This window comes from Photobacterium frigidiphilum (assembly GCF_003025615.1).
Taxonomy (GTDB): domain Bacteria; phylum Pseudomonadota; class Gammaproteobacteria; order Enterobacterales; family Vibrionaceae; genus Photobacterium; species Photobacterium frigidiphilum.
The window spans coordinates 1-23413 of sequence record NZ_PYMJ01000001.1; the positions used below are offsets into that span (position 1 = coordinate 1).

Annotated in this window: 26 protein-coding genes; 12 read left to right on the forward strand and 14 right to left on the reverse strand. The window is 41.4% G+C overall.

Annotated features, from left to right (window positions below; all coding sequences use genetic code 11):
• Positions 1–214 precede the first annotated feature (214 nt).
• The 4 genes from C9J12_RS00010 to C9J12_RS31555 form a co-directional block, all read right to left on the reverse strand.
• The gene (locus tag C9J12_RS00010) at positions 215–421 is read right to left on the reverse strand and encodes a hypothetical protein (protein WP_107240845.1); all 207 of its coding nucleotides are present in this window, start codon (positions 419–421) and stop codon (positions 215–217) included.
• 210 nt (positions 422–631) lie between these two features.
• Entirely contained in the window at positions 632–1312 is a 681-nt protein-coding gene (locus C9J12_RS00015; protein WP_107240846.1) for a TPR domain-containing protein, read from the reverse strand.
• A 161-nt stretch (positions 1313–1473) separates the two neighbouring features.
• On the reverse strand, positions 1474–2145 hold the full coding sequence (locus tag C9J12_RS00020) for an MOSC domain-containing protein (RefSeq protein WP_107240847.1): 672 nt from the start codon (positions 2143–2145) through the stop codon (positions 1474–1476).
• 465 nt (positions 2146–2610) lie between these two features.
• The gene (locus C9J12_RS31555) at positions 2611–2835 is read right to left on the reverse strand and encodes a glycosyltransferase family protein (protein WP_407675665.1); all 225 of its coding nucleotides are present in this window, start codon (positions 2833–2835) and stop codon (positions 2611–2613) included.
• Here C9J12_RS31555 and C9J12_RS00025 point away from each other — a divergent pair.
• Entirely contained in the window at positions 2823–3119 is a 297-nt protein-coding gene (locus C9J12_RS00025) for a hypothetical protein (protein ID WP_227876236.1), read from the forward strand. The genes C9J12_RS31555 and C9J12_RS00025 overlap by 13 nt on opposite strands.
• A 392-nt stretch (positions 3120–3511) precedes the next feature.
• On the forward strand, positions 3512–5434 hold the full coding sequence (locus C9J12_RS00030) for a methyl-accepting chemotaxis protein (protein WP_107240848.1): 1923 nt from the start codon (positions 3512–3514) through the stop codon (positions 5432–5434).
• A 304-nt stretch (positions 5435–5738) separates the two neighbouring features.
• Here C9J12_RS00030 and C9J12_RS00040 read toward each other — a convergent pair whose 3' ends face one another.
• Positions 5739–6047, reverse strand: coding sequence for a glutaredoxin domain-containing protein (locus C9J12_RS00040; protein ID WP_107240849.1), 309 nt, complete (start codon positions 6045–6047; stop codon positions 5739–5741).
• Positions 6048–6153: 106 nt separating this feature from the next.
• Complete coding sequence (gene amrS, locus C9J12_RS00045) at positions 6154–7233, reverse strand: AmmeMemoRadiSam system radical SAM enzyme (RefSeq protein WP_107240850.1); 1080 nt, start codon at positions 7231–7233, stop codon at positions 6154–6156.
• Positions 7234–7319: 86 nt separating this feature from the next.
• Here amrS and amrB point away from each other — a divergent pair, with 86 nt between their 5' ends.
• The 3 genes from amrB to C9J12_RS00060 all read left to right on the forward strand — a co-directional run bounded on the left by amrB (position 7320) and on the right by C9J12_RS00060 (position 9324).
• Positions 7320–8108, forward strand: a complete 789-nt coding sequence (gene amrB, locus C9J12_RS00050; RefSeq protein WP_107240851.1) for an AmmeMemoRadiSam system protein B — start codon at positions 7320–7322, stop codon at positions 8106–8108.
• Positions 8077–8685 (forward strand): AmmeMemoRadiSam system protein A, encoded by a 609-nt coding sequence (gene amrA / locus C9J12_RS00055; protein WP_107240852.1) that lies wholly within the window; start codon positions 8077–8079, stop codon positions 8683–8685. The genes amrB and amrA overlap by 32 nt, the downstream gene beginning before the upstream one ends.
• Before the next feature lie 171 nt (positions 8686–8856).
• Positions 8857–9324 (forward strand): hypothetical protein, encoded by a 468-nt coding sequence (locus C9J12_RS00060; protein WP_107240853.1) that lies wholly within the window; start codon positions 8857–8859, stop codon positions 9322–9324.
• A 138-nt stretch (positions 9325–9462) separates the two neighbouring features.
• Here C9J12_RS00060 and C9J12_RS00065 read toward each other — a convergent pair whose 3' ends face one another.
• The 5 genes from C9J12_RS00065 to C9J12_RS00085 form a co-directional block, all read right to left on the reverse strand.
• Positions 9463–10602, reverse strand: a complete 1140-nt coding sequence (locus tag C9J12_RS00065; protein WP_107240854.1) for a DUF3541 domain-containing protein — start codon at positions 10600–10602, stop codon at positions 9463–9465.
• A gap of 446 nt (positions 10603–11048) precedes the next feature.
• Positions 11049–11675, reverse strand: a complete 627-nt coding sequence (locus C9J12_RS00070) for an alpha-ketoglutarate-dependent dioxygenase AlkB family protein (RefSeq protein ID WP_107240855.1) — start codon at positions 11673–11675, stop codon at positions 11049–11051.
• 39 nt (positions 11676–11714) lie between these two features.
• Entirely contained in the window at positions 11715–12842 is a 1128-nt protein-coding gene (gene prpC, locus C9J12_RS00075) for a bifunctional 2-methylcitrate synthase/citrate synthase (protein ID WP_107240856.1), read from the reverse strand.
• 104 nt (positions 12843–12946) lie between these two features.
• The gene (locus tag C9J12_RS00080; RefSeq protein WP_193944632.1) at positions 12947–14020 is read right to left on the reverse strand and encodes an endonuclease/exonuclease/phosphatase family protein; all 1074 of its coding nucleotides are present in this window, start codon (positions 14018–14020) and stop codon (positions 12947–12949) included.
• A gap of 166 nt (positions 14021–14186) precedes the next feature.
• Positions 14187–14672: a hypothetical protein gene (locus tag C9J12_RS00085; protein ID WP_107240858.1), complete on the reverse strand. Its 486-nt coding sequence runs from the start codon at positions 14670–14672 to the stop codon at positions 14187–14189.
• Positions 14673–14980: 308 nt separating this feature from the next.
• Between C9J12_RS00085 and mobB the strand changes: the two genes are divergently transcribed.
• Both mobB and C9J12_RS30570 read left to right on the forward strand, forming a co-directional pair.
• Positions 14981–16012 (forward strand): molybdopterin-guanine dinucleotide biosynthesis protein B, encoded by a 1032-nt coding sequence (gene mobB / locus C9J12_RS31560; RefSeq protein WP_107240859.1) that lies wholly within the window; start codon positions 14981–14983, stop codon positions 16010–16012.
• A 171-nt stretch (positions 16013–16183) separates the two neighbouring features.
• Positions 16184–16348, forward strand: coding sequence for a hypothetical protein (locus C9J12_RS30570; protein ID WP_170111690.1), 165 nt, complete (start codon positions 16184–16186; stop codon positions 16346–16348).
• 105 nt (positions 16349–16453) lie between these two features.
• Here the strand turns inward: C9J12_RS30570 and C9J12_RS00095 are convergent, their stop codons facing one another.
• Positions 16454–17926, reverse strand: coding sequence for an META domain-containing protein (locus tag C9J12_RS00095; protein ID WP_107240860.1), 1473 nt, complete (start codon positions 17924–17926; stop codon positions 16454–16456).
• Between the two features lie 348 nt (positions 17927–18274).
• Between C9J12_RS00095 and C9J12_RS00100 the strand changes: the two genes are divergently transcribed.
• Positions 18275–18499, forward strand: a complete 225-nt coding sequence (locus C9J12_RS00100; RefSeq protein ID WP_107240861.1) for a hypothetical protein — start codon at positions 18275–18277, stop codon at positions 18497–18499.
• Between the two features lie 148 nt (positions 18500–18647).
• Here the strand turns inward: C9J12_RS00100 and C9J12_RS00105 are convergent, their stop codons facing one another.
• The gene (locus tag C9J12_RS00105) at positions 18648–19034 is read right to left on the reverse strand and encodes a nuclear transport factor 2 family protein (protein WP_107240862.1); all 387 of its coding nucleotides are present in this window, start codon (positions 19032–19034) and stop codon (positions 18648–18650) included.
• A gap of 144 nt (positions 19035–19178) precedes the next feature.
• On the opposite strand from C9J12_RS00105, the gene C9J12_RS00110 reads away from it, so the two are divergent.
• The gene (locus C9J12_RS00110) at positions 19179–20090 is read left to right on the forward strand and encodes a LysR family transcriptional regulator (protein WP_227876237.1); all 912 of its coding nucleotides are present in this window, start codon (positions 19179–19181) and stop codon (positions 20088–20090) included.
• 84 nt (positions 20091–20174) lie between these two features.
• Positions 20175–21488 (forward strand): rhodanese-like domain-containing protein, encoded by a 1314-nt coding sequence (locus C9J12_RS00115; RefSeq protein WP_107240864.1) that lies wholly within the window; start codon positions 20175–20177, stop codon positions 21486–21488.
• Between the two features lie 119 nt (positions 21489–21607).
• Here C9J12_RS00115 and C9J12_RS00120 read toward each other — a convergent pair whose 3' ends face one another.
• A complete protein-coding gene (locus C9J12_RS00120) occupies positions 21608–22516 on the reverse strand; it encodes an aldo/keto reductase (protein WP_107240865.1) in 909 nt (302 codons plus the stop codon).
• 94 nt (positions 22517–22610) lie between these two features.
• Here C9J12_RS00120 and C9J12_RS00125 point away from each other — a divergent pair, with 94 nt between their 5' ends.
• Together C9J12_RS00125 and C9J12_RS00130 are read left to right on the forward strand one after the other, a co-directional pair.
• On the forward strand, positions 22611–23015 hold the full coding sequence (locus C9J12_RS00125; RefSeq protein ID WP_107240866.1) for a helix-turn-helix domain-containing protein: 405 nt from the start codon (positions 22611–22613) through the stop codon (positions 23013–23015).
• Positions 23016–23164: 149 nt separating this feature from the next.
• The gene (locus C9J12_RS00130) at positions 23165–23392 is read left to right on the forward strand and encodes a hypothetical protein (protein WP_107240867.1); all 228 of its coding nucleotides are present in this window, start codon (positions 23165–23167) and stop codon (positions 23390–23392) included.
• Positions 23393–23413 lie beyond the last annotated feature (21 nt).

The following is a 23413-nucleotide window of genomic DNA, read 5'->3' on the forward strand; positions in this document are numbered from 1 at the left end:
TTCAACGGCGGCTACAACCTGCAATTTAAAGCCCAAAGTATAATCGCGTTGAGTACGTTTAACGGAGGGGGTGATTGATGTAGTCATAATAAGTCCTAAATGTGTAAACACATTTCAGGACGGGACACATGTAAAACAAAAGCCAGCATTCGATGCTGGCTTTTTTCGTTTTGGTCAGCGTATATTACGCCAATATAAACATAGGTTTTATGCGTTATGCAAAGTCTAACTCAATATTGGTACAGCCTTTTTTGCAGCTAATACCAGGCTTGTCACTGGCTTCTGGCGTAACCAACAATAACGGTTGCTTACATTCTTCGCACAATACCTGCTTACCCTGCATTACCCGTTTAATGATTGCACGTTGGTCACCAAAAGATTTTTGTGTTTGCTTGTTTAAACCTGAGAAGTCTAGTTTCATAAAATCGCTATGTTATTAAGTTACTGAATAATTAACATCCTGAAAAATCCCGGTACTTAATGCCATCTATTGCACGCCCGTTGATTCTTCAAATATTGCTAATATATGTTGGCTTTAGTATACGGTATAAAGCCTCTCTGTTGGCTCAAAAACAGAGATAAGGACACAGCGTTACTTTCAACAAGCAGGTTTTACTGGGAAATAAACAGGTTAACGAACTAAAATTTTAGCGCGATTAATCGCAGAAATAAGTGCGACGCGATCTAAATCTGAACGTTCACTGTCTAAGGCTTGCTGCCATGTATCAATGGCTTTTTGGTAGCGGGCATTTAAAAAATAATCTGATGCTAATAGCATTAAAGCAGGCAGGTTGTCATTATCTAGCTGCAATGCGTAATCTAATAATTGCTGAATATTCTCAGTTAGTTTTTGACCATTTTGGTAATACTCAGCAGTAGCTTGTGCTGAAAAAACATTAGCTTGAGGACTATCGGCTAATCGCGCTGAATAACCAAAAGCGATTCCGGCTTTATCGAATTCACTCACGTACATATACGCATTACCCAACAAATACCACGCTTCACTGTTTTGCTTATCTTCGCGTAGGGTATTTTGAATTTCTTCTATACGTCGTTGGTTAATTTCATTGGCGGTCATACCCGCAAATTCATCATTAGCACTATCAACAGCTAATTCGGCATGGTATGTCGGCGAACCTAACATGGCATATAAACTGCCAGAACCACCAATCAAAACAAGGCTGATAGCAACAGGAATCCATAGGCGTTTATCAGACGATCGCGACTGCTTCCACCAAATCAACATCAAACTCACGACGATAAGTAAAACGACACCTGCAAACATTCCTAATCCTGTCCCGAATTCACTCATTTAAAAAGTACTTATCATCCAATGAATTGATGCGTTTATTTTACCTGTTTTCAATGCTAACAGTGAACGAATTACCGCTCTAACAGCTTATCCATTAATCTGGATCAACACTTATAAACACCACCAGCATACCTATTATAAAATCCAAGAGCTGCCCTAGATTACGCATGACCCAATAAACGGAAATTCCAGTTCTCTACCGTGCCGGTTTCGATACGTAACGTTACCCTGTCACGCCAGCTGGTCGACAATGCCTCGCATTGATCTAAGACAGCCAAAGATTCAAGGTTCAGCGGTTCACCGAAAAACATATCGCATACCTGTTTAACGGTAAACGGCGTCTCTGTTTGTTGAATTAACACCAGCTGATCATCATTGCGCACGAAACCAGGTTGAATAACACGGTATAACCAGCCACATCGGCTAATGTTTTGCATTTCTGTAGATAGCTTGTCGATCTGCCATATTTTATTCAATTTATAACATGGCGAACGTGGTTGGCTTACTTCAACAATGGCTTCACCCCATTGGTAACGATCACCAATACACACAGTATCTTCGGTCATTCCAAGGGTGCTAATATTCTCGCCCATACCCGGTGCTTGCCAATCACGCTCTGGGTACTGCTGCATCCAATACGCATAATGTTCAGCAGGGTAATGATGTACCGCCCTTTCAACACCACCGTGGTGCTTAGGATCAGCACACTCGTCCCCTTCAAAACCTAATACAGTAAGAAAAGCGCCGTCTACAATAGGCGTTTTATCAATAGCGGTATTAAAGTCGTATTGTCGCTTCACTTTGCCGAAAAATAATTGATGATTACGTTGCATGGTTAGTCTTCCTGTCTTTTGGGTTAATGGGTACATCACACAACATACCGCCACATATCGACCATGTACTGTTAGGTAATAAAAATAGACTACCTTGGTGGTCTATTTTCTCCCCCTCTCGTTGTTTCCTTCACTTTACTTTCCAAATTCTCTCATCTACGGTGTTTTTGTTCCAGCAAAGACAGGTATTCCATTTAAAGTGGCTTTGTTGCAGCACTAAAGCTACGTGGTCTTTTTAGTATGTGGTGTTGTACTCGACTCACCGTAGTGTTCTGAATAGTAAGTTAATTAACGGAGTTGATACAACGGCTATCAAATTGATACAGCAGCTATCAAATTGATAAGAGTGATATATCTGTGTACTCTCGCATACTGCGTGATAAGCCGCTGGCGTGTCGACATCTAAGTAAATATCCAACAGATCTAAGCCAAGAAATTTGACCTTGTGAACCATAATAAGAGGCTTCATTTTCCCATCAATTTCTGAGCGTTGAATGGCAGGTATGATTGATTTTGGTAACAACACCGGGTGGCCAGGCTTCTCTTTTGTACCAGAAAATACCGTGTGATCTCCCGTTCTGACCAGACTTGCTGATAAATATCAGCAGACACACACGGCATGTCACCATGGCAAATAAAGAAGTGCTCACTTCGTACTTCACTGACACCGACCTGAATTGAACCAAACATCCACCGCCTTCTGGCTGGCACAAGAATTCAAGAAACGTGGTCATTGTGTACTGGTTAGCAATACCAAAGAGCAAACCAAAGTGTCAGGGATCACATCAAACCTTGTTGAGCAGCTCAAAAATACATCCCCTTTCACAGTTTTTATTATTGAAGCCGATGGCGCTAAGTGCTTGCCAATTAAGGCTCCTTCCGGGCATGAGCCTTGCATTCCAATTAACTCGGATATGGTGATCCTAGCGGCATCTACGCATGGAAAGGTGCTAGTAATAAAACGGCAAGTGTGAAGTGACTCGCTACAGTCCTTTACTCGACACGCCATGGATACCGATTAGTATTTAATCCATGCGATCTTTTGTTAATGAACGGATAAATAAAATACCAACACCATTAGATATCTTACCAATCAGCGAGAATTAAAATGGCTTTAGACTAGGCGAAAGATTGAAGTTCTAGGGTTCTAAATCAAAAGCTTTCAACGCAGTATAAGACCATTTTAAACTCGCCCGAAGGGAGCCTCTCTGGAAAGCAATTTCTGTGTCTAGCGATTTCAAAAGGGATCTACCCTTCCTTCAATCACTATCCTGGAACTTGCCTCCCAGAGAAGCTCTGAATGACAAGATATTTAACGGTGTTGGTATACCCCCTCTTTATTTGCTACCTGAAGTAGAAGTAACCAATGAATAAGCTCAATCGCATATCAATAAAAAATAAAATCATATTCGCTACCTGTATTGCGCTACTCTTCTCACTTTCAGCAACAACACTGATAAACAATTATCAGGTAAAACAGTTGATGCTCAAGCAAGTTGAAGAGCAACAGTTACCGACGGCCCTTGCGGTCATTCGTGAAGCCATAGAAAGTGATATTAACCTTCCGGTTCAAGCAGCCAATCAATTAGCCAGCAATGTCTTTATTCAGAACTGGATAATAAATGGCGAACCCGATAGCAGACGAGCCGAAGTCTTAAGCCAATTAGATTCGCTGGCGAGGATGGAAAATGTAAACGGTACCTTCCTGGTTTCAATGAAAGGCTTACATGACTACCGCTCGGGCGAAGGGCTCAGAGGGGCAGTTTCAGCCGATGATCCAGCCTACTCATGGTTATATAACCAACTTCGTACTGGTGAAGCCGTCAATCTGACTTTTGATACTGGCCAAGAAGGACAGGAACGCCTATTTATCAATAATCTGACCACTAAAAATGGCGAGCCGCTATCGTTTTCTGGTATGGCAATTGACCTCAGTCAATTATCCGACATGCTGCGACAATACAAGTTGGGCGAAACAGGTGGCGTGTATCTTGTCTCACAACAGGGCGAAATCAGAATACAGCCTGAGACGGGAATCATGAAAAATCAGTTACCCGCTTCTCTGACATCAACATTGCTGAATCAGCAAGAGTTCAGCCTTGATAAACTGAATACCGATCAAGGTACACACCTTATTGCCTCAAGTTATTTGCCCATTATCGATCTGTATATTGTTGCTGAAATTTCCGAAAACGAGTTATACCGCGCCTTTGACTCCGTCACTGAAAAAAATATCCTTATTAATATCGTCCTGGCGGTATTATTCACTCTTCTTGCTGCGTTTTTAGCCGCAAAGATCGTGACTCCGATCCGCAATGTCGCCCATTTAATGCGTGACATTGGTGAAGGTGAAGGCGATCTCAACCAGAGATTAGAAATAAAAGGTAATGATGAAATAACTGAGCTTTCAATAGGTTTCAATAGCTTTATCGAAAAAATACACGATTCGATAAAAGAAGTTTCACAAGTCAGTACAGAGTTGGTCACCTCAATTGAAAACACCAAACAGCTCTCTGAAGGTGCAGGAAATATTGTAGAGGATCAAAAAGAGCAGACAACGCAAATCGCAACGGCGATTAATGAAATGGGCACCACCATTTCGGAAATGGCACGCAACGCCTCAATCGCTGCGGACTCGGCTCAGCAAGGCAACAATGAAGTGTCGAACGGCATCGATATTGTCCAAAGCAACATTGACTCGATGTCAGCGTTATCTCGCAATGTTAATTCAGCCTCTTCGGTCATTGCCAACCTCGCCCATCAAACCGACAAAATTGGAGCCATCATCGATGTCATCAATGGTATTTCAGATCAAATCAATCTGCTCGCGCTGAACGCTGCGATTGAAGCAGCCCGAGCCGGCGATCATGGCCGGGGATTTGCTGTTGTCGCAGATGAGGTTCGTTCACTGGCACACAGAACAAACCAATCAACGCTTGAAATACAGGAAATGATTACACAACTGCAGCAAGGCACCAAAGAAGCCGTTGATGTGATGGATGAAGGGCAAAGCAGCAGTAAATTAAGCTTAGAACTGGCAGGCAAGATAGGTAGCTCTTTAGCCGCGATTCAGCAAACCATTTCCACCATCAATGATATTAACACCCAGGTTGCGACCGCGACGGAAGAACAAAATGCCGTGGTTTCTGATATCGGCCGGAACATAGAGAAAATCAGCGAACAAAGCTATCAAACGTCAGATGCTTCCAGCCAGACGATAGAAGCCTGTCATCAGCTAAATGCATTATCCGGCCGTTTAAAGAATCTAATTGGGCAGTTTAAGATTTAACCCATAAGCTGAAATTACGAAATGGGTGTAAGGCGCGGTATTTCAACAAGCCATAATCGCCTGAAAACCACCATCAGCCCCATGGATCTCACTCACATGGGGGGTGTTGCAAACCATGACATATGCGCACTTAGCACCTGACTACTTAAATGAAGCAAAAATACTAAATCCATTGTCCACATTATGATAAAAAACAGCAATACCCAACAACATTTTTATCGATAAGCCATTGAATTAATACGTAATAAATTGATTAAAAATGATTTAAAAAGGCTCCCGTAGGAGCCTTTGAAGTCATTCAAACTTATAGTTCGAAATCACCTAATTCTTCGGTATTCACTTGGCGCTCAAGAAAAGCGACTAAATCATCATGACCACCAATATATTTACCATCAAGCATAATTTGAGGCACGGTGCGAACTGTCGTATTCGCAACTTGCTCGATGAAAGCAACCATCTCTGTTTTTTCAAGATCAGTACCGAGTACTAATGTTGTGTACTCAGTATCGCGATCATCTAAAAGCGCCTTTGCTTTTACACAAAATGGGCAATGTGGCTGAGTAATTACAAGGTTTTTGTATTCTGATAACTGTTCAATGGTCATTGTAGACATGGTGTTCCATTTGGGCTGATTAACTTTGTAGCTGTACGATAATGGAAAGCGTGGGTCAAACACAATGGTCGAATACAATATTTCAATAAAAAAACTCAGTAAAAAATCAGCTAATACGAATTGGAATGCGCTGCCGTCCGAACGCTTTTTTCTTTGCAGCAAACCGTCCTGCCAACTGATAACCACAATATGAACATTTCCCAGTGCTATCTACAGCATATTGTCCAATCTGAAACCAGTTGCGTGAAATCACTTTTTCGCTGCAATTAGGGCAATAGGTACTATCCCCTGCTTCATCATAAATATTACCCACATAGGCATAATGTAATCCGTTCTTAATCGCAATTTCTCTAGCTCGCTGCACAATATAAGGCGCAGTTCTGGGCTTATCGTTCATTTTAAAATCGGGATGAAAGGCACTAAAATGAATGGGAATATCGGGCCCTAAATTGTCAAATACCCAACGACTTAATGCTTCGATTTCAGCAATGCTGTCGTTTTCATCGGGGATCAATAACGTGGTTATTTCAAACCACACATCCGTTTCATGTCGAAGGTACAACAAGGTATCAAGCACTGGCGCAAGGTGACCGCTACAAATCTTGTGATAGAAATGCTCAGTAAAGGCTTTTAAATCAATATTGGCTGCATCCATATAACGGAAAAAATCGACTCTGGGCGCATCACATATATACCCCGCACTCACCGCAACACTATTGATTCCTTCTTCATGGCAAGCCTGAGCAACATCGACGGCATATTCCAAAAAAATCACTGGGTCGTTATAAGTAAAAGCGATGCTGTCACAATCCTGTGATTTTGCTGCTTGGGCAATTTGTTCTGGCATGGCTTGCTGCCCTAAAGTATCAATCTTACGCGATTTACTGATACTCCAATTTTGGCAAAATTTGCAGCCTAAATTACACCCTGCCGTACCGAAAGACAGCACTGAACTGCCAGGGTAAAAATGATTGAGCGGTTTTTTCTCGATAGGATCGATACAAAACCCACTTGAACGCCCATAACTCGTTAACACAATTTCCCCATTGTGTGCTTGCCGAACAAAACATGCCCCAAGCTTTCCATCGCGCAACCGACAATGGCGTGGACACAAATCACACACAACGCGACCGTCATCTAAACGATGCCAATACTGTGTTTTAAAAAAGTCTGGAGGTGATTGCATGTTTCTGACTCACAAAGGAATATTCTTACCTATACTAAATATAGTCCTGTACAGGATACCTGTGTGATTTCTATGGAAATAGGCCGATGACAACTCGCTCCCCTGCAGTGGCTGGTCGATTTTATGAAAAATCTGCACCACTGTTGCAAAAACAACTTGATGATTGGGTTTCACCACCAGCGACACATCGCAATTTAATCCGCGCGTTAATTGTGCCACATGCTGGCTATATCTATTCCGGTGAAGTGGCTGCAAAAGCGTATTGCCAGCTTCAACCTCAGGCTGAAACCATTAAAAAGGTCATCTTGGTAGGACCGAGCCATAGATACGCTTTTCATGGCTGCGCAGTGCCTAATTCGCGATATTTTTCGACGCCATTAGGCAGCGTATCAATCGACATACAATCTATTGATAATTTAATTAAAATAGATGATATTAAGGTGTCAGATCAAGTTCATGCGCAAGAACATTGCCTTGAAGTACAGCTGCCTTTTTTACAAACATGCTTACACCAGTTTACTTTGTTACCACTGCTCACTAGCGATATTTCCGCTACTCAGGTAGCAAAGATCATCGGTGAACTGTGGCAGCAAGAAGATACACTGCTCGTAATAAGTAGCGATTTAAGCCATTTTCATCCCTATGCGGATGCACAATGTATTGATCAAAACACCTGCTCTACCATCGAACGTTTTGAACCATCATTAACTGCAGAGCAAGCGTGTGGCTCAACAGGAATTAATGCGTTGCTACTACTAGCAAAAAAACGGGGATACCAATTAACACGAATGGAATTAAAAAACTCTGGTGATACCGCTGGAGATAAGGAGAGAGTCGTTGGATATGTCAGTTACCTCGTATCAGAAATTCAATAAAGGGGAATTAACTCAACTTTTAGATATTGCTCGTGAAGCGATTCGTGGGCATTTATCAACAGGCGTTATTAAAACCCCACAACTTGATTTATACCATAAGAAATTGCTGGCTCCTTCCGCTTGCTTCGTCACATTAGAAGTTAACGGACAGCTACAAGGTTGCCTTGGTTCAACGGTTGCGTACTCGCCATTGGTGCTTGAAGTACATAATAAAGCCAGAGCAAGTGCGTATGAAGACCGACGCTTTATGCCACTAACAGAAGATCAACTTGATGACTTAACTATTGAAATCTCTGTTTTATCAGAGCCTCAAACAGTCGATGTCGAGTCAGAGGAAGCGTTAATTGAATTATTAAAATCTCATAAAGTGGGTGTGATTTTATCCAATGCCAATGAACAAGCATTGTTCTTACCACAAGTCTGGAAACAACTGCCAAAGCCTCAACAGTTTGTTCGCCAACTAAAACTAAAAGCAGGCTGGAACGCCGCTTACTGGTCACCTAACATTACAGTTAAAACATTTACGGTCAGTAGTTTAAAAGGTAAATACAACACGATAAAAGGCAAATACTTCTAAATAGTGGCTATCGCCATAGTGCTAATTACACTATGGCGAGTCTTCTGTGCTATTTCAGAACACTTCATTGTTATACTTTTTTATTATCCTAATTTACGTTACTTCCTCATTCACACCAGTATGATTCTCTCTCAAATATTCTTCCCTTTTTTACTGAGCGAGTCCTTTTCGATGAAGAAATTTCTTTCTTTTTTTGCCGTCCTTTTTTTAGCACTATCAACATTGGTAGGCTGCGCATCAACCAATACAAATAACCAACCAACAGTGACGAATGGCGATGGTGAGTGGGTTAAGATTTCAGAGAAAACCGTTAACTTTAAAACCGAAACAGACACGGTATCACCTACCCCACTTATAGGTCATCGTGCGTATTCCAAAATAAAACTGACTTGTACGCAAGGCACAGTAAACATCAAAAACATCACCGTCAATATGACTGATGATTCATATCAAAAATTAGATACTTTGGGCACACTGACGAACGGCATGTCAACACGCGCAATGACGCTGGCAGGTGATGACCTAAAACTAAAGTCAATCGACTTGGAATACAGTAGTGTTGGCAATGTGACACTGAATGCAGTGGGTGTAACTAAAAAAGCAAAAGTGGAAATCTGGGGTAAGAAAAGCGTTAAATAATAGCATTCTGCTATCGATAGGATATGACCATAGGAATGGTGCTAACTGTTTTTTCTCGTTACGTTAGCACCATTTTGAACATGTTATTTCAGTATAAATACAATATTGTCAGCATAAAGGCTATGATTCAGAGTCCGTTTACTTCGCTTCTAAACCATAGGGCATCGACGAGAAAACATCAGGTTGTTGTTTATATGTAGGCGCAACATGCGCTCCTTTCCAATCTAACAACATAATCGCCAAAGTATTACGGTGCTCCCCATCAAGAAGACCCACACCACCGCTAACAGATGGCACCAAACCATGCTCGCGGTTTATCGCATTTTGAATTACTTGTCGGGTTTTTAGCACAACAGGATCGTTATCCAAACCAGCTAACAAGAAATTAATGCCCACTTCTGCAATCACATCTTCTTTTGCTCTTTCGATGATGATATCGATATTTTGTCGGTAATAATCAAAGATCCATTGGTAATCTTGTTCTTTAATCGGGTGCTGATAATATTCTGATGCTGCAAAAATAATATGGGTTAAGCCATAGATTTTATTACCAAACTGATAAGCTGAAAGCTGGCTATCTTGATTGTCTGGATAGGCTTTTTTAAAAGCCATAATAAAATCATCGACCACATCCTGTTCGCCTAGCTGACGTAACCAATATACCTGATTGGCTATTTGGGCTGCCCACGCTTTGATCATCGCTTCATTCGTCGCATACTTTTTAAAATCGTAGCGCTCTATTACCTTACGCAGCTTCTCATCTTCACGATGTTTGAGGCCATATTCATTTGCGCGAGCCATCGAACCTAATAGATCAACGCCAAGGTATAAGTATTCAGGCATATTCTTGGTTGCGGCATAACGTAATTTGCTACGTTCGTCCTTTTCATCTAAATAGCCATCTATGCGTTGTTTTGAATACACTGCAATCTGTTCAGGTGTATGCACTTCAGTAGCAAATTTATTTAAGCGACTCGCAACCCGCGCCATGTCTGACCATACCGCTGCGTTGTATTTAGAGTCGAGTGTTTGGCGATACATTCTTAGCCCATAATGACCAGATTTAAACGCGGGTAATGTGTAGAGTTGCGATTCGTAAGTATCACGAATCATATTGGCATCTTGCTGAAAAGTACTTGTTACCGCAGACGGCTCAACGCTACTTGATGTCGCATTCACTGTTGTCGATGCAATCAACCCTGTTAACAATATCGACGATATGATCGGGGTCATTCGTAACTTAATGTTAGATAACGACTTTAAGACTGAAGGTTTCATACAATTCCTTGAACATTAGCCTATTCGATAAGACAACGATCTGTTGTTATTCAACAGCAATTATACCAATTCCATTAATTATCTGCCCATTCAGAATACCACTGGAAGTCGAGTTCAAGGATAGTGTTTGATAGAAGAGTGGTTCTCTTTTGAAATCGCTAGACACAGAAGTTGGCTTTCAGTGGTGTTCCCTTTGGGCGAGTTTAAAATACTTTTATACTGCGTTAATAAATTTCAATTTAGAGCCACTAGATTCTCAATTTATCTCCTTGCCTAAAAGTATTTTAACTCTCGCTGAACTGATCAGATAATTAATGGATTTGGTATTACATATTACACGCACAAAAATGCTACCAATCAAACGTCAGGGTACGGTTAAAATGATGCCAAAAGGGAAAATGGTGTTAAAAAATGAGACATCGAACTGCTTTACCCTTGGGTATAGGTTATCTGTAAATGTGTCGAAACGTGAGATTAATTCGAGGTAGCATCGGCTTGACGGTTTTAGGTACGGAATGAGCCCAATATTGCTGAGTATCACCCGCCATGATCAGTAATGAGCCAGAATGCATTGTGAACTCAATTTTTTGCTTGGTGTGCAAGTGCTTTAATACAAAGCGTCGCTCTTCACCCAAACTCACCGAAGCAATGACAGGCTGAATACCTAGCTCTCTTTCATTGTCTTGATGAAACCCCATATAATCACTCCCATCACGGTACTGATTGGCGAGCACCGAATTAAACGATGTATTCGTGATCGCTTGGCAGCTTTCTTTAATCGATTGTAATGTCGTCGTCCAAGGATCGGGATTCATAGTTAAACCCGAATAGGTATAAGGTACATCTCCACACCAAGCCTGTAAGCGGGGTTGCAGAACTTGCTTACCAAAAATACGAATCGATTCTTGTCGCCAATGTAACTCAGAGAGTAAACACTGAAAATAACGTTCCGCTTGCGATGGCGAAAAGTGTTGAGGTGACCAATACAACACACCCTGAGGAATGGTTATCCACTCCCCTTTTGAACTCACATCATCAGCCTCTAGTGCCGCAAATAGATCATGATTCAACATTGTCTCTCTACCAGGTGCTTTCTTGTTCATATTTGCATACTAATGCCGTTTATCAATCGGTAACCAATCTTGATGTTCGGGTCCAATATAATCGGCACTTGGGCGAATAATACGATTATGAGCGCGTTGTTCGAACACATGCGCAGCCCAACCGGTTAAGCGACTCATGACAAAAATAGGCGTAAACAGTTTTGTGGGTATATTCAAAAAATGGTACGCCGAAGCATGAAAGAAATCGGCATTACAGAACAAGCCTTTTTCCCTTTTCATCACTGTTTCTACACGTTCTGAGATCGCATATAACACCGCATCATCAGCTTCTTCTGATAACAATTTCGACCAACGTTTAATTAACACATTACGTGGATCAGATTCACTATATACCGCGTGCCCGAACCCCATGATTTTCTCTTTGTTTGCTAACATGGTCAAAATGCCCGCTTCGGCTTCATCGGCAGTTTGCCATTGTTCAATCATTGCCATAGCAGCTTCATTTGCGCCACCGTGTAAGGGGCCTCGTAACGTACCAATGGCGGTGGCAATACAAGAATGTAAATCAGACAATGTCGAGGCACAAACACGCGCGGCAAATGTTGAGGCGTTAAACTCATGCTCGGCATAAAGAATTAACGAACAGTGCATGGCACGTTTATGTAATTCAGAGGGTGACTTATCAGTCAGCATTTTCAAAAAGTAGCCGCCTAGGCTATCTTGATCGCAATAGGTTTCAATACGAACCCCATGATGACTATAGCGATACCAATAACAAATAATGGCTGGAAACAATGCAAGTAAACGGTCGGCTTTGTCGTACTCTTCACTAAACTCATGTTCTTGTTCTAAATTTCCTAGCATAGAACACCCCGTTCGCATCACGTCCATAGGGTGAGCATCGGCTGGTATTTGTTCTAACACCAGCTTCAATGCCAGCGGTAAACCACGATAAGAGATCAGTACCGTTTTATAAGCATCCAATTGTGCCTGAGTGGGTAGCTTTCCTTTTAACAGTAAATAAGCAATCTCTTCGAAATCAGCACTCTCTGCCAAATCGGAAATATCATACCCCCGATAAGTAAGCCCTGTTCCTGTTTTACCCACGGTACAAATCGCGGTTGAGCCTGCGCTTTGTCCCCTAAGCCCTTCACCGCTTAATACTTTATCTGGCATAACCCACTCCTTGTCGTTAAAACGCATCTCTTACATGACTAGAGCTTAATGGCTCTCATTAAAGATAGGTCACATTGAAATATTGAGGGTTAGCACTTTGTTTTTTATTGAGAACACAACTGTAAATCGACCCATACTAAGCGGTGATCAGAACCATCTTGTGCTCGTTCTTTCCCTTTTTCATTGGTAATTAAATGGCGCAAAGGGGCTTTTTTATCCGGCCAGAATACCCCTGTTTGCTTCACGCTGAGATCCACAGACGGTAATACATAATCTAATCGTAAACCGCTTAAATGCGTCCACTCATTTGAACGACCAGAACGAGGCTGCCAAGGTCGATGAAAACGACCACCGAGACTCTTCGGTGTCAGTTTACCCGCGCTAACTGAGCGATTAATCCTACTATGGTAAATCAAATCTTGGATAGCACTCTTCATCCCGTCGCCATCCGCTGAGTCTGCATTCAAATCACCCAGAACAACAAACGAATCACCTTTTGATAACCCACCATTTTTACCGTTGTCATCCACTAAATAATCAGCGTTATTGATAATATCGGTTACTAAACGTAATTCATCATGATTACGACGCGCATTACGCTTTTCTTCACCATCAAAAACAGGCGGGGTTGGATGGCAACACAATAAGTGAATAACCTGATTATTCACTTCTATAGGTACAACAACATGATTCTTTGACGACAAACGCAATACACTTTGTGCTTGTTCACTGTAGAAACCTTCAGGCATACAATGTTCAGGCATGTCTCTCCATAATAGATGCTGCCAGCTGCGAATTTGATCGACTTGAATGGGGTAACGAGACAAAATCACAAAGCTAAAGTGACCATGGTGTTCACCAAAACCCAACCCATCTTCCGGCAGGCTAATTACGCCATCGTCATTTAAATCAAATGGACTTAATAACCCAGTGTTACTTGGCGGGCAGTATTGATAAGGATATTCAATTCCAACGTGTTCATGCTGAGGTACAGCCAAATAATGGCGTCGGAAATTGGCTAGTGCACCGTCATCACCGCCATCGCCCGGGTGATCAAATTCGCACAGTAACAACACATCAGGACGAACAGACTGGATAATAGCGGCAAGTTTAGAAAAGCGTTTATTTTCGGCGTTGGCGGTTTGTTTAAGAATTTGACCTGATACAGGTTCAGACATAGAGACATTAAACATGGCAACACGTAGAGTCTGGGTTAGCAAGAGCCACTCATGAAGAAAGGGATAATGGTGTGATTGTAACGACTTAATAAACGACTGTAACCACTTTACCAGCAGCTACAGTGTGATTATTTAACCAGTTTTACTATACGAACAGGTTTATCATTCATTCCACTAAACGTGTTATTGCGAGTCGAATTTGTTTAGCATCTTCCATTGCTCGATGCTTTATCGGGCCTTGCTCTTCCAATGCCAATTGAAAGCGTGATCGCTCAATACCATTTTCTTGCATTAGCCAGTGCCCAATTTCTGTCAACATAAATGAGGGTCGCATGTGCGCCGCATGATAAAGCCGGCCTAACCAAAAAAGATCCCATTGGCTGTCGCAAAAAACATGTTCAAATTTACCAAGAACAGCATTTAAATGTTGGCACACTTCAACCACTTGATTTCCTTTAATTTCAAGCTCTTTTCGTGAAATTCGATGTATTTCATTTTCAGCATAATCGTCCCAATGCTGCCATACATCGCTTGCTGTTAAAGGGTTGATGAGTAAACTTTCTCCATAACCGTCTGGTAAAGAATAACCTACTTCAATTGGGTAAGATTGATCTGATAATCCAGAAGCTTCAAAATCCAACGTCGCCCACATTGCACTCTCCCTGATGCCATTATTATTAATTACTCGATGTGAAAGACACCATCCTGTTTGTCTTTCATTTTGCTCGTTGTTACTTTATCGCTCAAGCCGTCACACAATTGAATAACCTAGCTACAAAATAACTTTAGACCGAATATGCATTTCAGGAGTAAAAATTCATCAATTACTCAGCTTCAATGCAATAATTAAATAACTATGCCGTTTATGTGGCAAAAAACATGCTGTTAACTGACAATGACGTAACGTCTTATTTCCTCTAAAATGCCTCTCTATTTTTACGATGATGTATTGAGACGAATATGACCCCAATCATTGGTTTTGCTGGCTACAGTGGTTCAGGTAAAACAACGTTACTTGAGAAGCTGATTCCTTTGTTAAAACAGCAAGGATTACGTATTGGTTTAGTCAAACACAGTCACCATAACATCGACCCCGATAAGCCAGGGAAAGATAGTTATCGCCTTCGTCATGCAGGTTGCGACCAAACTCTTTTAGCCACAAAATCACGCCACATGTTGTATTTCGAATATACCGACCCCGAACGTAGCGAACCGGCATTAGCAGAATGTTTGACTCAGCTAGATCACGACCAATTGGATCTTGTGTTAGTGGAAGGCTTTCGGGATGAGACATTCCCAAAAATCGAAATTCATCGCCCTGCTTATGGGAAACCTTTGTTGTACTCGAATGATGAGCATATCATTGCATTCACAACCGATGAAATCGTACAAGCCAAACAGCAATGCAAACTACCAATACTCGATCTTAACCAACCACAAGACATTGCCGATTTTATTCTAACTTGGCTAGATAGCTCTAAAACAAAACAACATTATTGTCCATCTTGTGGTGAAGCGAGTTTAGCCTTTCAACCACCAAAAGTGTTTTGTTGCAGTACATGTAATTTCACGTATTTTCACAATTCAGCGGCGGCTGTTCTAGCAGGTATCTGCTATAAAGACGAAATCTTGGTCGCGACCAGAGCAAGAGAGCCAGGAAAAGGGATGTTAGACCTTCCTGGAGGGTTTGTTGACCCTGATGAATCGCTTGAGCAAGCCTTGGCGAGAGAGTTACAAGAAGAACTTGATTTTATCGTGCATGATGCAAAATATACCGCGTCATACCCAAATACATACCGTTACAAAAGTATTGAATATAAAACCTGTGATACTTTTTTCGTTATTACCTTAGACGAAAAACCAGCACTAAAAGCTAGGGATGATGTAGAAAAAGTCGAATGGATCAGGCTACAAGACATTGAACTGAATAACTTTGCATTTAATTCTGCAAAACAAGCTATTCAACGATTAAAAGACCAACTCAGCAAGTAATTTGTTGAAGGTCGCAAGCATGTTTAATCAAAAAAGTGATAACTACACCTTCCTTGATTCAATCTACGCCTGCTACCTCATCTACTAAAAAAAACAACAGGGATGATGCTTAATTAACCAGTAGACGACAACATATTATGCATAAGCACACACAGCATAGAGCCATTACACATGTTAACGTTTAATAAAAATTATATTTTCACTCAGCATTTAGATACAACAGACAGCATCCCAGTTCCTGTTTTATCTAACGATACACACTCAGAATCAGACATTCAGCGCCTTACTTTACTTAAAAATGCGCAAACAAAGGGTGGTATTCAACTTCAAGAATAGCGTATTACGACTCAACTTTGATGTTAAAGCAGCCAATGAAACGCAGTCCATATTCATTAAAACTATTACTATGTTAACCGAATATTGGCTGCGTTTTGATTTTCTTTACTCAGACTTTAACGATGAATCAAGCGAGAAAATCATCACGCCATAATGATTACCCTGCCCATAACTTAACGCTAATTTACCCGCAAAATATGAGAACTGATGAACGTCTGCAAGCTGCTTTAAGAAGCGATTTTCGTTTTTTGATAGCTTTGGATCTTGGCAAGCCTTACGCGTTGAACCCGGTGGCGATACTGAAATATCACCCGGCATTCCCCCCGCTTTCACTGTCGCAAAATAACGGTTGCAGCCAGATTGACCAACGAATTTATTATCTTGGAAAGACAACGTAATAGGTTTCGATTGATATGCAGATTCACCGTAGCGCCAACTCTCAAGTACCCAAGAATTTCCAGCTAACGTTTCGGGACTTAGCCGTGACGTTTGTTTATTCGATTCTACTTCTTGTAACGTCGTGCCGTTTAATTGCCATACTCGTTCAGCCACTTCTCCTGGGCAACAAATGGAATCTTTAGGGCCAACTTGCACAACACCTAAAACAATCTTGCCATTTTTAATCTGAAGATTACGAACGCGTACCCGATCACCAACAAATATGGTCGCTATATTGTCAGCTTTACCTGATACTTGAGCTCCCGACTTAGACATAACCGCTAAATTCAAAAACTGCCCTGTTCCACCTGGAGCATAATTTAATAGCACAACGGCTTCATCTTCACCGTCACCGTTTAAATCACCCGTCGCTTTTATGCCATCAATGAGCATAACCTGCGGTGCAATTGCGCCCCCTGGTTGATAGGGTTCGCCTACCCATAATCCATTATTTAAAACAACACGACGATAAGCGCCACTTTCAAAACCCTGATAGGCTGTATTTTTTAATGCTGAAAATGAAAATGCATCACCGCTGGCATTCACTGCCGCTTGCTTTATTGCTTGGCATTGCATTTTTGTACCAAACCATTCGAGAGAGGCCTCACCTTGGTGCTCCCATAAACTGACATTTTGACCGTCATACCGTGCGCCGCTCGCTGTTCGAGTCGAGAAAGCTAACGCTTGGTCATCACCAACGGTAATCATTGCACTGGCAGGGTCAGTTTGATTATAAAAGACCACGGTAACGGGTTTATCTGCCATATGTTGGCAATTAAAACCAACAGGCGAAGGCACTTCGATCAGCCCACCAGCAACTTGCAAATCGACTATTCGACTCTTATAGGCATATTCAATACAAGCTCGCTCGTCTTGTCCTTTCCAACATTCATTACGGCCTTTAATCCAGCCCCTTTGCATCGCTTTCATTGTTGAACGTTCTGAATCGGGAATATTCTGGAGCGCTTGCTCATAAACCTTTTTCATCTTCACGTCTATTGCCGCAAGGGCTGCATCTTTACAAATATGTTCTTCAACCTGACCTCTTGCTTTATCGCAATCAAAGCTAGGAGATGTAGCCCACAAGAACGGGCTGAAAATGCTTAAGACCGTTGCCAACATTGTTAGTTTTAATTGCATCAGCTTATCCTGAAAATATCTGTCTTACATAAAAGGCCCCACTAATTTGATACAGCATAGAGCACTATTGGTTCAATTTATCGTCATCATGCGGGTTAAAACGAAGGGGTTCATAATTCAACTATGAGCCCCGTCACACTACATGTATACCCAAGCTACCTCAAGATGCAGGGTATAGAATCATCCCCTAACTGTTATACCCTTCTAATTAACTGGTTGTGTTACCTTGTTTTGTCATTAATGCAGTTTAATAATAACTGTTATACCCAAGCTACCTCAATATGCAGAATTCAGAGTGACTTCAGCGTTAGTCTTTAGGTAGCTTCGGTATATAACAAGGAGATAAAAATGATGAAAATATCGTCCATTGGCAGTGAAGGCAGATTGATGATGGTGGCATTACTTTGTGCTGCATTATTAATTTTAGGGCATTTACTTCTTGCAAAAAGCATTGCATATCAAGCATGGGCAGAATACACCGTAGCTACCATTCCTTTTTTGTTAATTATGATTTGTGGGGCAGCAATTCGGTATGCAGTGAAACATGACGGGGATAATTCTGAAGACTCGTAGACGATGAAAAACGATGTTAGAAAACAATGCCTAAAAAGACATATCTGAAAAAAATGTCAAAAAAAAAAGCAACAAAAAAGCCTTCACATTTATTCACTAAAGTGAGTGAAAACATGAAGGCTTTTAGATAATCGGTTATGAGAGCAAATTAACGCTCACCTTGTACCTCGAAGTCATCTGAATGTAACTTCGCAGTACCATCTGCTTGCAATAACCAATGTTCACGATGCACAACACCAAACGCTTTATTCATTGTCCAAGATGACGTTAGAATAAAACCATTCTCACCCTCGGCTTCCCACTTCGTGTCTTGATAATCAACATCGCAAAAACCGTCATTCATAATCTTCTGCCAAAAAGCCTGAATTTCTTCACGTCCCGTAAATACACCAAACGGTCGAGCATGCATAACACAATCAGCTTCATATTCAGCCGCGCACCCTGCAGCATTTTGGGTATTAAAAGCGACTTTCCAACGCTCGATTCCTTGCTTGCAGGCGTCTAAAACAAGAATGCTCTGTGTGTTCGTTATCATTATTATTTCCACCGTTAGTAAGATTCCTAATGACAAATATAGTGAAATAATTAACACTTAAAAACCAAGTAATAAGAAATCACTGTTCTGTTTTTACGAACAATAGATTCAGATAAATGTAAATAATAAGTACGGACAATTAAAATGAATTATCTTCGGCATATGTCAGTGTTTGCGAAAGTTGTTGAATCGGGCTCGATCAGCGCTGCGGCTGAATCACTTAACCTGTCAAAGTCTGTTGTTAGCCAGCACCTCAAAGTACTTGAAGATGAGTTAGGCGTGGGATTATTAAAACGTACAACCCGACGACAAACATTAACACCTGCCGGACAAGATTTTTTTGAGAAATGCCAACAGATGAATCAATTGGCAACACAGGCATGGGAGAACGCCAGAGAAAGCCAAGTGAGCCCCAAAGGGCATATTCATATAACTGCACCTCATGCATTAATGGGCACGATAGTCGCGCCAGCAGTTGGCAAGCTCGTCGCTCAATACCCAGAAATACAACCAACACTGTCTGCCAATGACCAACGGGTAGATTTACTTCAAACCGGAATCGACCTTGCTATACGGGTAGGCGAATCACCTGCGAGTAATCTAAAGCAACGTCGTATCGGGCAGTTTCGAGATGTACTCTGCTGCGCACCACATTTCAAATTAGGAAAAAACATAGAGCTCGAAAAGTGCTTATACGTAGCAAATAGTTGGCAAAAACAAAAAGTTGTTCATCATTTCGAACGTATTAGCCAAAACACTGTAATACCGGAGTCAATTTCAACCACATTTACAGCAACACGCTTCACGGATTCGATTTATACAGCATTAGCTTTGATTGAATCAGGGGCTGGTGTCGGTATTGTGCCTGAATTTATTTTCAGAGAAGGAGCAAAGAAAGGAACATTAAAATCAGCAATGGTTGGATACCAGCTACCGCAAGTGACGGTTTATGCGATGCATGCGTTTAATCAAACACCGCCACTCTTGGTTAAGCTATGTTCAGATGCTATTGAAGAAGCCCTTCAACAGGAATCTATTTACACAAAATATTTATGATTGATTTAGAATGTCATGATCCAGCGCTTCTTATGCTGTAATTAATTTCTTTATAATAATTTTCTTCTTTATTTTTAGGGTTTTATGATGTCTTTCATTCCCAAGGCGGTTTTCCCTGCCATTGTCTTTGCCAGTTTTTCGGCACAGGCAGCGACGATTAGTTTTAATGACCTTTTAGTTAAACCGACCTCTGATTTTCAAATAATTGATTGTCGTTCAAGCAATCATTACAACGGTTGGCCAGAAGACGGTGCCCCTCAAGGTGGTCATATTCCAGGTGCAATCAATATTGATGCCAACTGGGTCAATGATCTTTCGCCAGAATCGTTACAAGCTTTACTCACAGAAAAACAGATCGATGCGAGCAAGCCGACGTATTTATATTGTAATGAGACGGGCAGCCAACTACTCAGTTCTGCACTTAAGACGCAGGGCTTAAAAAATGTCAGTATCATCGAAGAACCCCTTCAGAATTACACCGGGGAACTAGAGGCTTTACCTAAATTCCAATATCTTGTTTCACCTCAATGGGTAAAAGACGTTGTAGAAGGTAAGCAGCCAGAATTCGCACCTAAAAAAGGGTATAAATTAGTCGAGGTTGCTTGGGGTCCCCCAAGTAAATATCTTGCGTCACATATCCCAACGGCACTGTACCTCAATACCAATAGAATTGAATCTGAACCTTGGTGGAACCGTGTTAGTGACGAAAAACTGACTGAGATTATTCGTGAGTTTGGTATTCGTTATGACACCACAGTGATTCTTTATGGACGCGATAACACAGCAGCAGCACGTGCAGCGAGCATGATGATGTATGCGGGTGTCGATGATGTTCGTCTACTCAATGGCGGTTGGACGTCGTGGGTGAACGCAGGGTTCACTACTGAACCGTTACTCAATACCAACAAAACTAACGTTGATTTTGGTAAAGCTATTCCAGCTAACCCTGAATTAATCATCGATATTCCTGAAGCAAAAGCAATGCTAACCAAACCAGAAAATGAACAATCTTTAGTGAGCATTCGTACTTGGGATGAATATATCGGTGTGACTAGTGGTTACCGATACATCAAGCCAAAAGGACGCATTGAAGGTTCAAAGTGGGGACATGCAGGTAGTGATGCAAACCATCTTGAAGATTTTCGTAACCCAGATCTAACCATGAAAAGTGCTAAAGATATCACTCGTATTTGGCAGAAATGGAACATTACACCCGCGCAAGATGTCTCTTTCTATTGCGGTACAGGTTGGCGTGCCTCTTCAACGTTTTTCTACGCTTACGTAATGGGTTGGGAAAATATTAGCGTTTTTGACGGCGGCTGGTATGAATGGAGTGGCGATAAATCGAACCCAACCAACACTGGTGATATAAAACCACCTCAAACGATGACGTTCTAACTTAGTTAATAGACAGCACGTTTTAGATGATACAAAAACGGTAGCGATGAATTGAACAGCCTCTCGGCTTATCTTTTCTGCTACCGTTTTTATTGGCTTATGCTTATGTGCAATAACGGCTATGGTACACCATGTCCTTTAGACGCCGCCCATACACGGAACCACTGTTCGCGTGTTAACTCAATATTCAATGATTCAACAGCGGCTTGAACACGTTCAATTTTGCCTGAACCAATAATCGCTATTGGATTAGATGGTAAGCGTTTCACCCAAGCATAAATCACTTGATCAATACTTGCAGCTCCCACTTCTTGGCGAATCAGCTCTAATTCATCACGCACACGAATTTGCTGTTCAGATTGACCAGAAAAAATATCGCCACCAGCAAGGCAAGACCACGCCATAGGCTTAGTGCGTTTCATTTGTAAATGATCGAGTGTACCGTCATGAACAACATCAAAATTGAGCGGATTGATCTCTACTTGATTGGTAACCAATGGTGCATCAAGGCGCGATTGCAACAAATCAAATTGTGCCGCTGAGAAATTAGAAACACCAAAGTGGTTCACTTTGCCTTGCTGTTTCAATTCAGCAAATGCTTCAGCGACTTCATCAGCATCCATTAGCGCATCAGGGCGGTGGATAAGAAGCACATCAATATTTTCAATATTCAAACGAGACAATGAATTATTCACAGAGCCTAGAATGTGCTCTTTACTCGTATCATAATGATTGATTTTACGATCAGGGAAAGCATCGGTGCATAAATTAATATCGCACTTAGTCACGATTTCAATTTGATCACGAATGCTTGGTTCCAATGCAATGGCTTCACCGAAAAGCTGCTCGCAGCTGTATCCACCATAAATATCAGCGTGATCAACCGTGGTAATACCCAATTCAATGTGCTGTTTTAGGAATGAAAGGCGCTCTTGAGCGCTCATGCCCCAATCACCTAAGCGCCAATAACCTTGAACAAGCTCAGAAAACTGTGGACCTTGTGGTACTAACTCAACCTTGTTAACCATCATCATTCTCCATAAAAAACTGCCCTCATCCTATGCTGATTTCTCAATAGCGGCAATGCTATAACAATGAAACCTCGAACTAGAGTACGAAATTATGACATTTGCCGACCGCCTAAAAACCTTAATCGGAGAAGAGAGTGTGAGTGGCTTTGCACGCCGCGTAGATATCAGTGAAGCGCTTATCCGTAAATATTTAAAAGGCAGTGAGCCGAGTTTAACCAAAGCAAATCAAATCGCGATACGTGCAAATTGTTCTTTAGAATGGCTAGCGACAGGATGTGGTTATTTGTATCGCCATGCAGAGGTGGTTGATCAACACGCTTTAATTTCGGCATACACAACAGTTACAGGTCAAACACCCACCAATGAGCAAACCATCGAATTAGTAAAGATGGTTTCTGGCTATCAATTTTTACGAAAACACAAAAAAACAGATGGCTATCTTGATATTGAAGCAATGACAACATTCTTGTCTATCGCCAAGATGGAAAGGAAATAAATACTGGAACTCATGTCTCCGACATCATACTGACAGTAAACTGACAAAAAAATGACATTAATTATACAGTGTTCTATTGATCGATGTAGCAACACCTTGTTAGGATATAGGCAAGGTTACTTACGTTATCTTTAGATAAAGGTGGTTATATGTCGAATATTGCTCTCGCAAATATATATGGTGCTCAGCATCAATACTGGCAAGCTCAAAATGCGTTCAATGCGAATAATTTCACCAAAGAGATCGCGACACCACCAGTCATCGCTCAACCTAAAAGTGTTTCAAGTATTCCAAACTTTACAGGGTATTCAAAGGTGGGCGATGCCCCGCCAAAAAACCAAACAAGTACAGGAAGTCGAATTAATATAACGGTATAAATAAAAACTAAGCACTAAGTA

Bases quoted from the DNA above. Each gene is read 5' to 3' on its own strand.
- C9J12_RS00115 (WP_107240864.1), top strand. From the start codon at position 20,175: ATGATGTCTTTCATTCCCAAGGCGGTTTTCCCTGCCATTGTCTTTGCC.
- amrB (WP_107240851.1), top strand. From the start codon at position 7,320: ATGACAACTCGCTCCCCTGCAGTGGCTGGTCGATTTTATGAAAAATCT.
- C9J12_RS00010 (WP_107240845.1), bottom strand. From the start codon at position 421: ATGAAACTAGACTTCTCAGGTTTAAACAAGCAAACACAAAAATCTTTT.
- C9J12_RS00100 (WP_107240861.1), top strand. From the start codon at position 18,275: ATGATGAAAATATCGTCCATTGGCAGTGAAGGCAGATTGATGATGGTG.
- C9J12_RS00105 (WP_107240862.1), bottom strand. From the start codon at position 19,034: ATGATAACGAACACACAGAGCATTCTTGTTTTAGACGCCTGCAAGCAA.
- C9J12_RS00080 (WP_193944632.1), bottom strand. From the start codon at position 14,020: ATGTCTGAACCTGTATCAGGTCAAATTCTTAAACAAACCGCCAACGCC.
- C9J12_RS30570 (WP_170111690.1), top strand. From the start codon at position 16,184: ATGTTAACGTTTAATAAAAATTATATTTTCACTCAGCATTTAGATACA.
- C9J12_RS00130 (WP_107240867.1), top strand. From the start codon at position 23,165: ATGTCGAATATTGCTCTCGCAAATATATATGGTGCTCAGCATCAATAC.
- C9J12_RS00095 (WP_107240860.1), bottom strand. From the start codon at position 17,926: ATGCAATTAAAACTAACAATGTTGGCAACGGTCTTAAGCATTTTCAGC.
- amrA (WP_107240852.1), top strand. From the start codon at position 8,077: ATGTCAGTTACCTCGTATCAGAAATTCAATAAAGGGGAATTAACTCAA.
- C9J12_RS31555 (WP_407675665.1), bottom strand. From the start codon at position 2,835: ATGTTTGGTTCAATTCAGGTCGGTGTCAGTGAAGTACGAAGTGAGCAC.
- amrS (WP_107240850.1), bottom strand. From the start codon at position 7,233: ATGCAATCACCTCCAGACTTTTTTAAAACACAGTATTGGCATCGTTTA.
- C9J12_RS00060 (WP_107240853.1), top strand. From the start codon at position 8,857: ATGAAGAAATTTCTTTCTTTTTTTGCCGTCCTTTTTTTAGCACTATCA.
- C9J12_RS00085 (WP_107240858.1), bottom strand. From the start codon at position 14,672: ATGTGGGCGACGTTGGATTTTGAAGCTTCTGGATTATCAGATCAATCT.
- C9J12_RS00065 (WP_107240854.1), bottom strand. From the start codon at position 10,602: ATGAAACCTTCAGTCTTAAAGTCGTTATCTAACATTAAGTTACGAATG.
- C9J12_RS00125 (WP_107240866.1), top strand. From the start codon at position 22,611: ATGACATTTGCCGACCGCCTAAAAACCTTAATCGGAGAAGAGAGTGTG.
- C9J12_RS00070 (WP_107240855.1), bottom strand. From the start codon at position 11,675: ATGTTGAATCATGATCTATTTGCGGCACTAGAGGCTGATGATGTGAGT.
- mobB (WP_107240859.1), top strand. From the start codon at position 14,981: ATGACCCCAATCATTGGTTTTGCTGGCTACAGTGGTTCAGGTAAAACA.
- C9J12_RS00120 (WP_107240865.1), bottom strand. From the start codon at position 22,516: ATGGTTAACAAGGTTGAGTTAGTACCACAAGGTCCACAGTTTTCTGAG.
- C9J12_RS00030 (WP_107240848.1), top strand. From the start codon at position 3,512: ATGAATAAGCTCAATCGCATATCAATAAAAAATAAAATCATATTCGCT.
- C9J12_RS00015 (WP_107240846.1), bottom strand. From the start codon at position 1,312: ATGAGTGAATTCGGGACAGGATTAGGAATGTTTGCAGGTGTCGTTTTA.
- prpC (WP_107240856.1), bottom strand. From the start codon at position 12,842: ATGCCAGATAAAGTATTAAGCGGTGAAGGGCTTAGGGGACAAAGCGCA.
- C9J12_RS00110 (WP_227876237.1), top strand. From the start codon at position 19,179: ATGAATTATCTTCGGCATATGTCAGTGTTTGCGAAAGTTGTTGAATCG.
- C9J12_RS00020 (WP_107240847.1), bottom strand. From the start codon at position 2,145: ATGCAACGTAATCATCAATTATTTTTCGGCAAAGTGAAGCGACAATAC.
- C9J12_RS00040 (WP_107240849.1), bottom strand. From the start codon at position 6,047: ATGTCTACAATGACCATTGAACAGTTATCAGAATACAAAAACCTTGTA.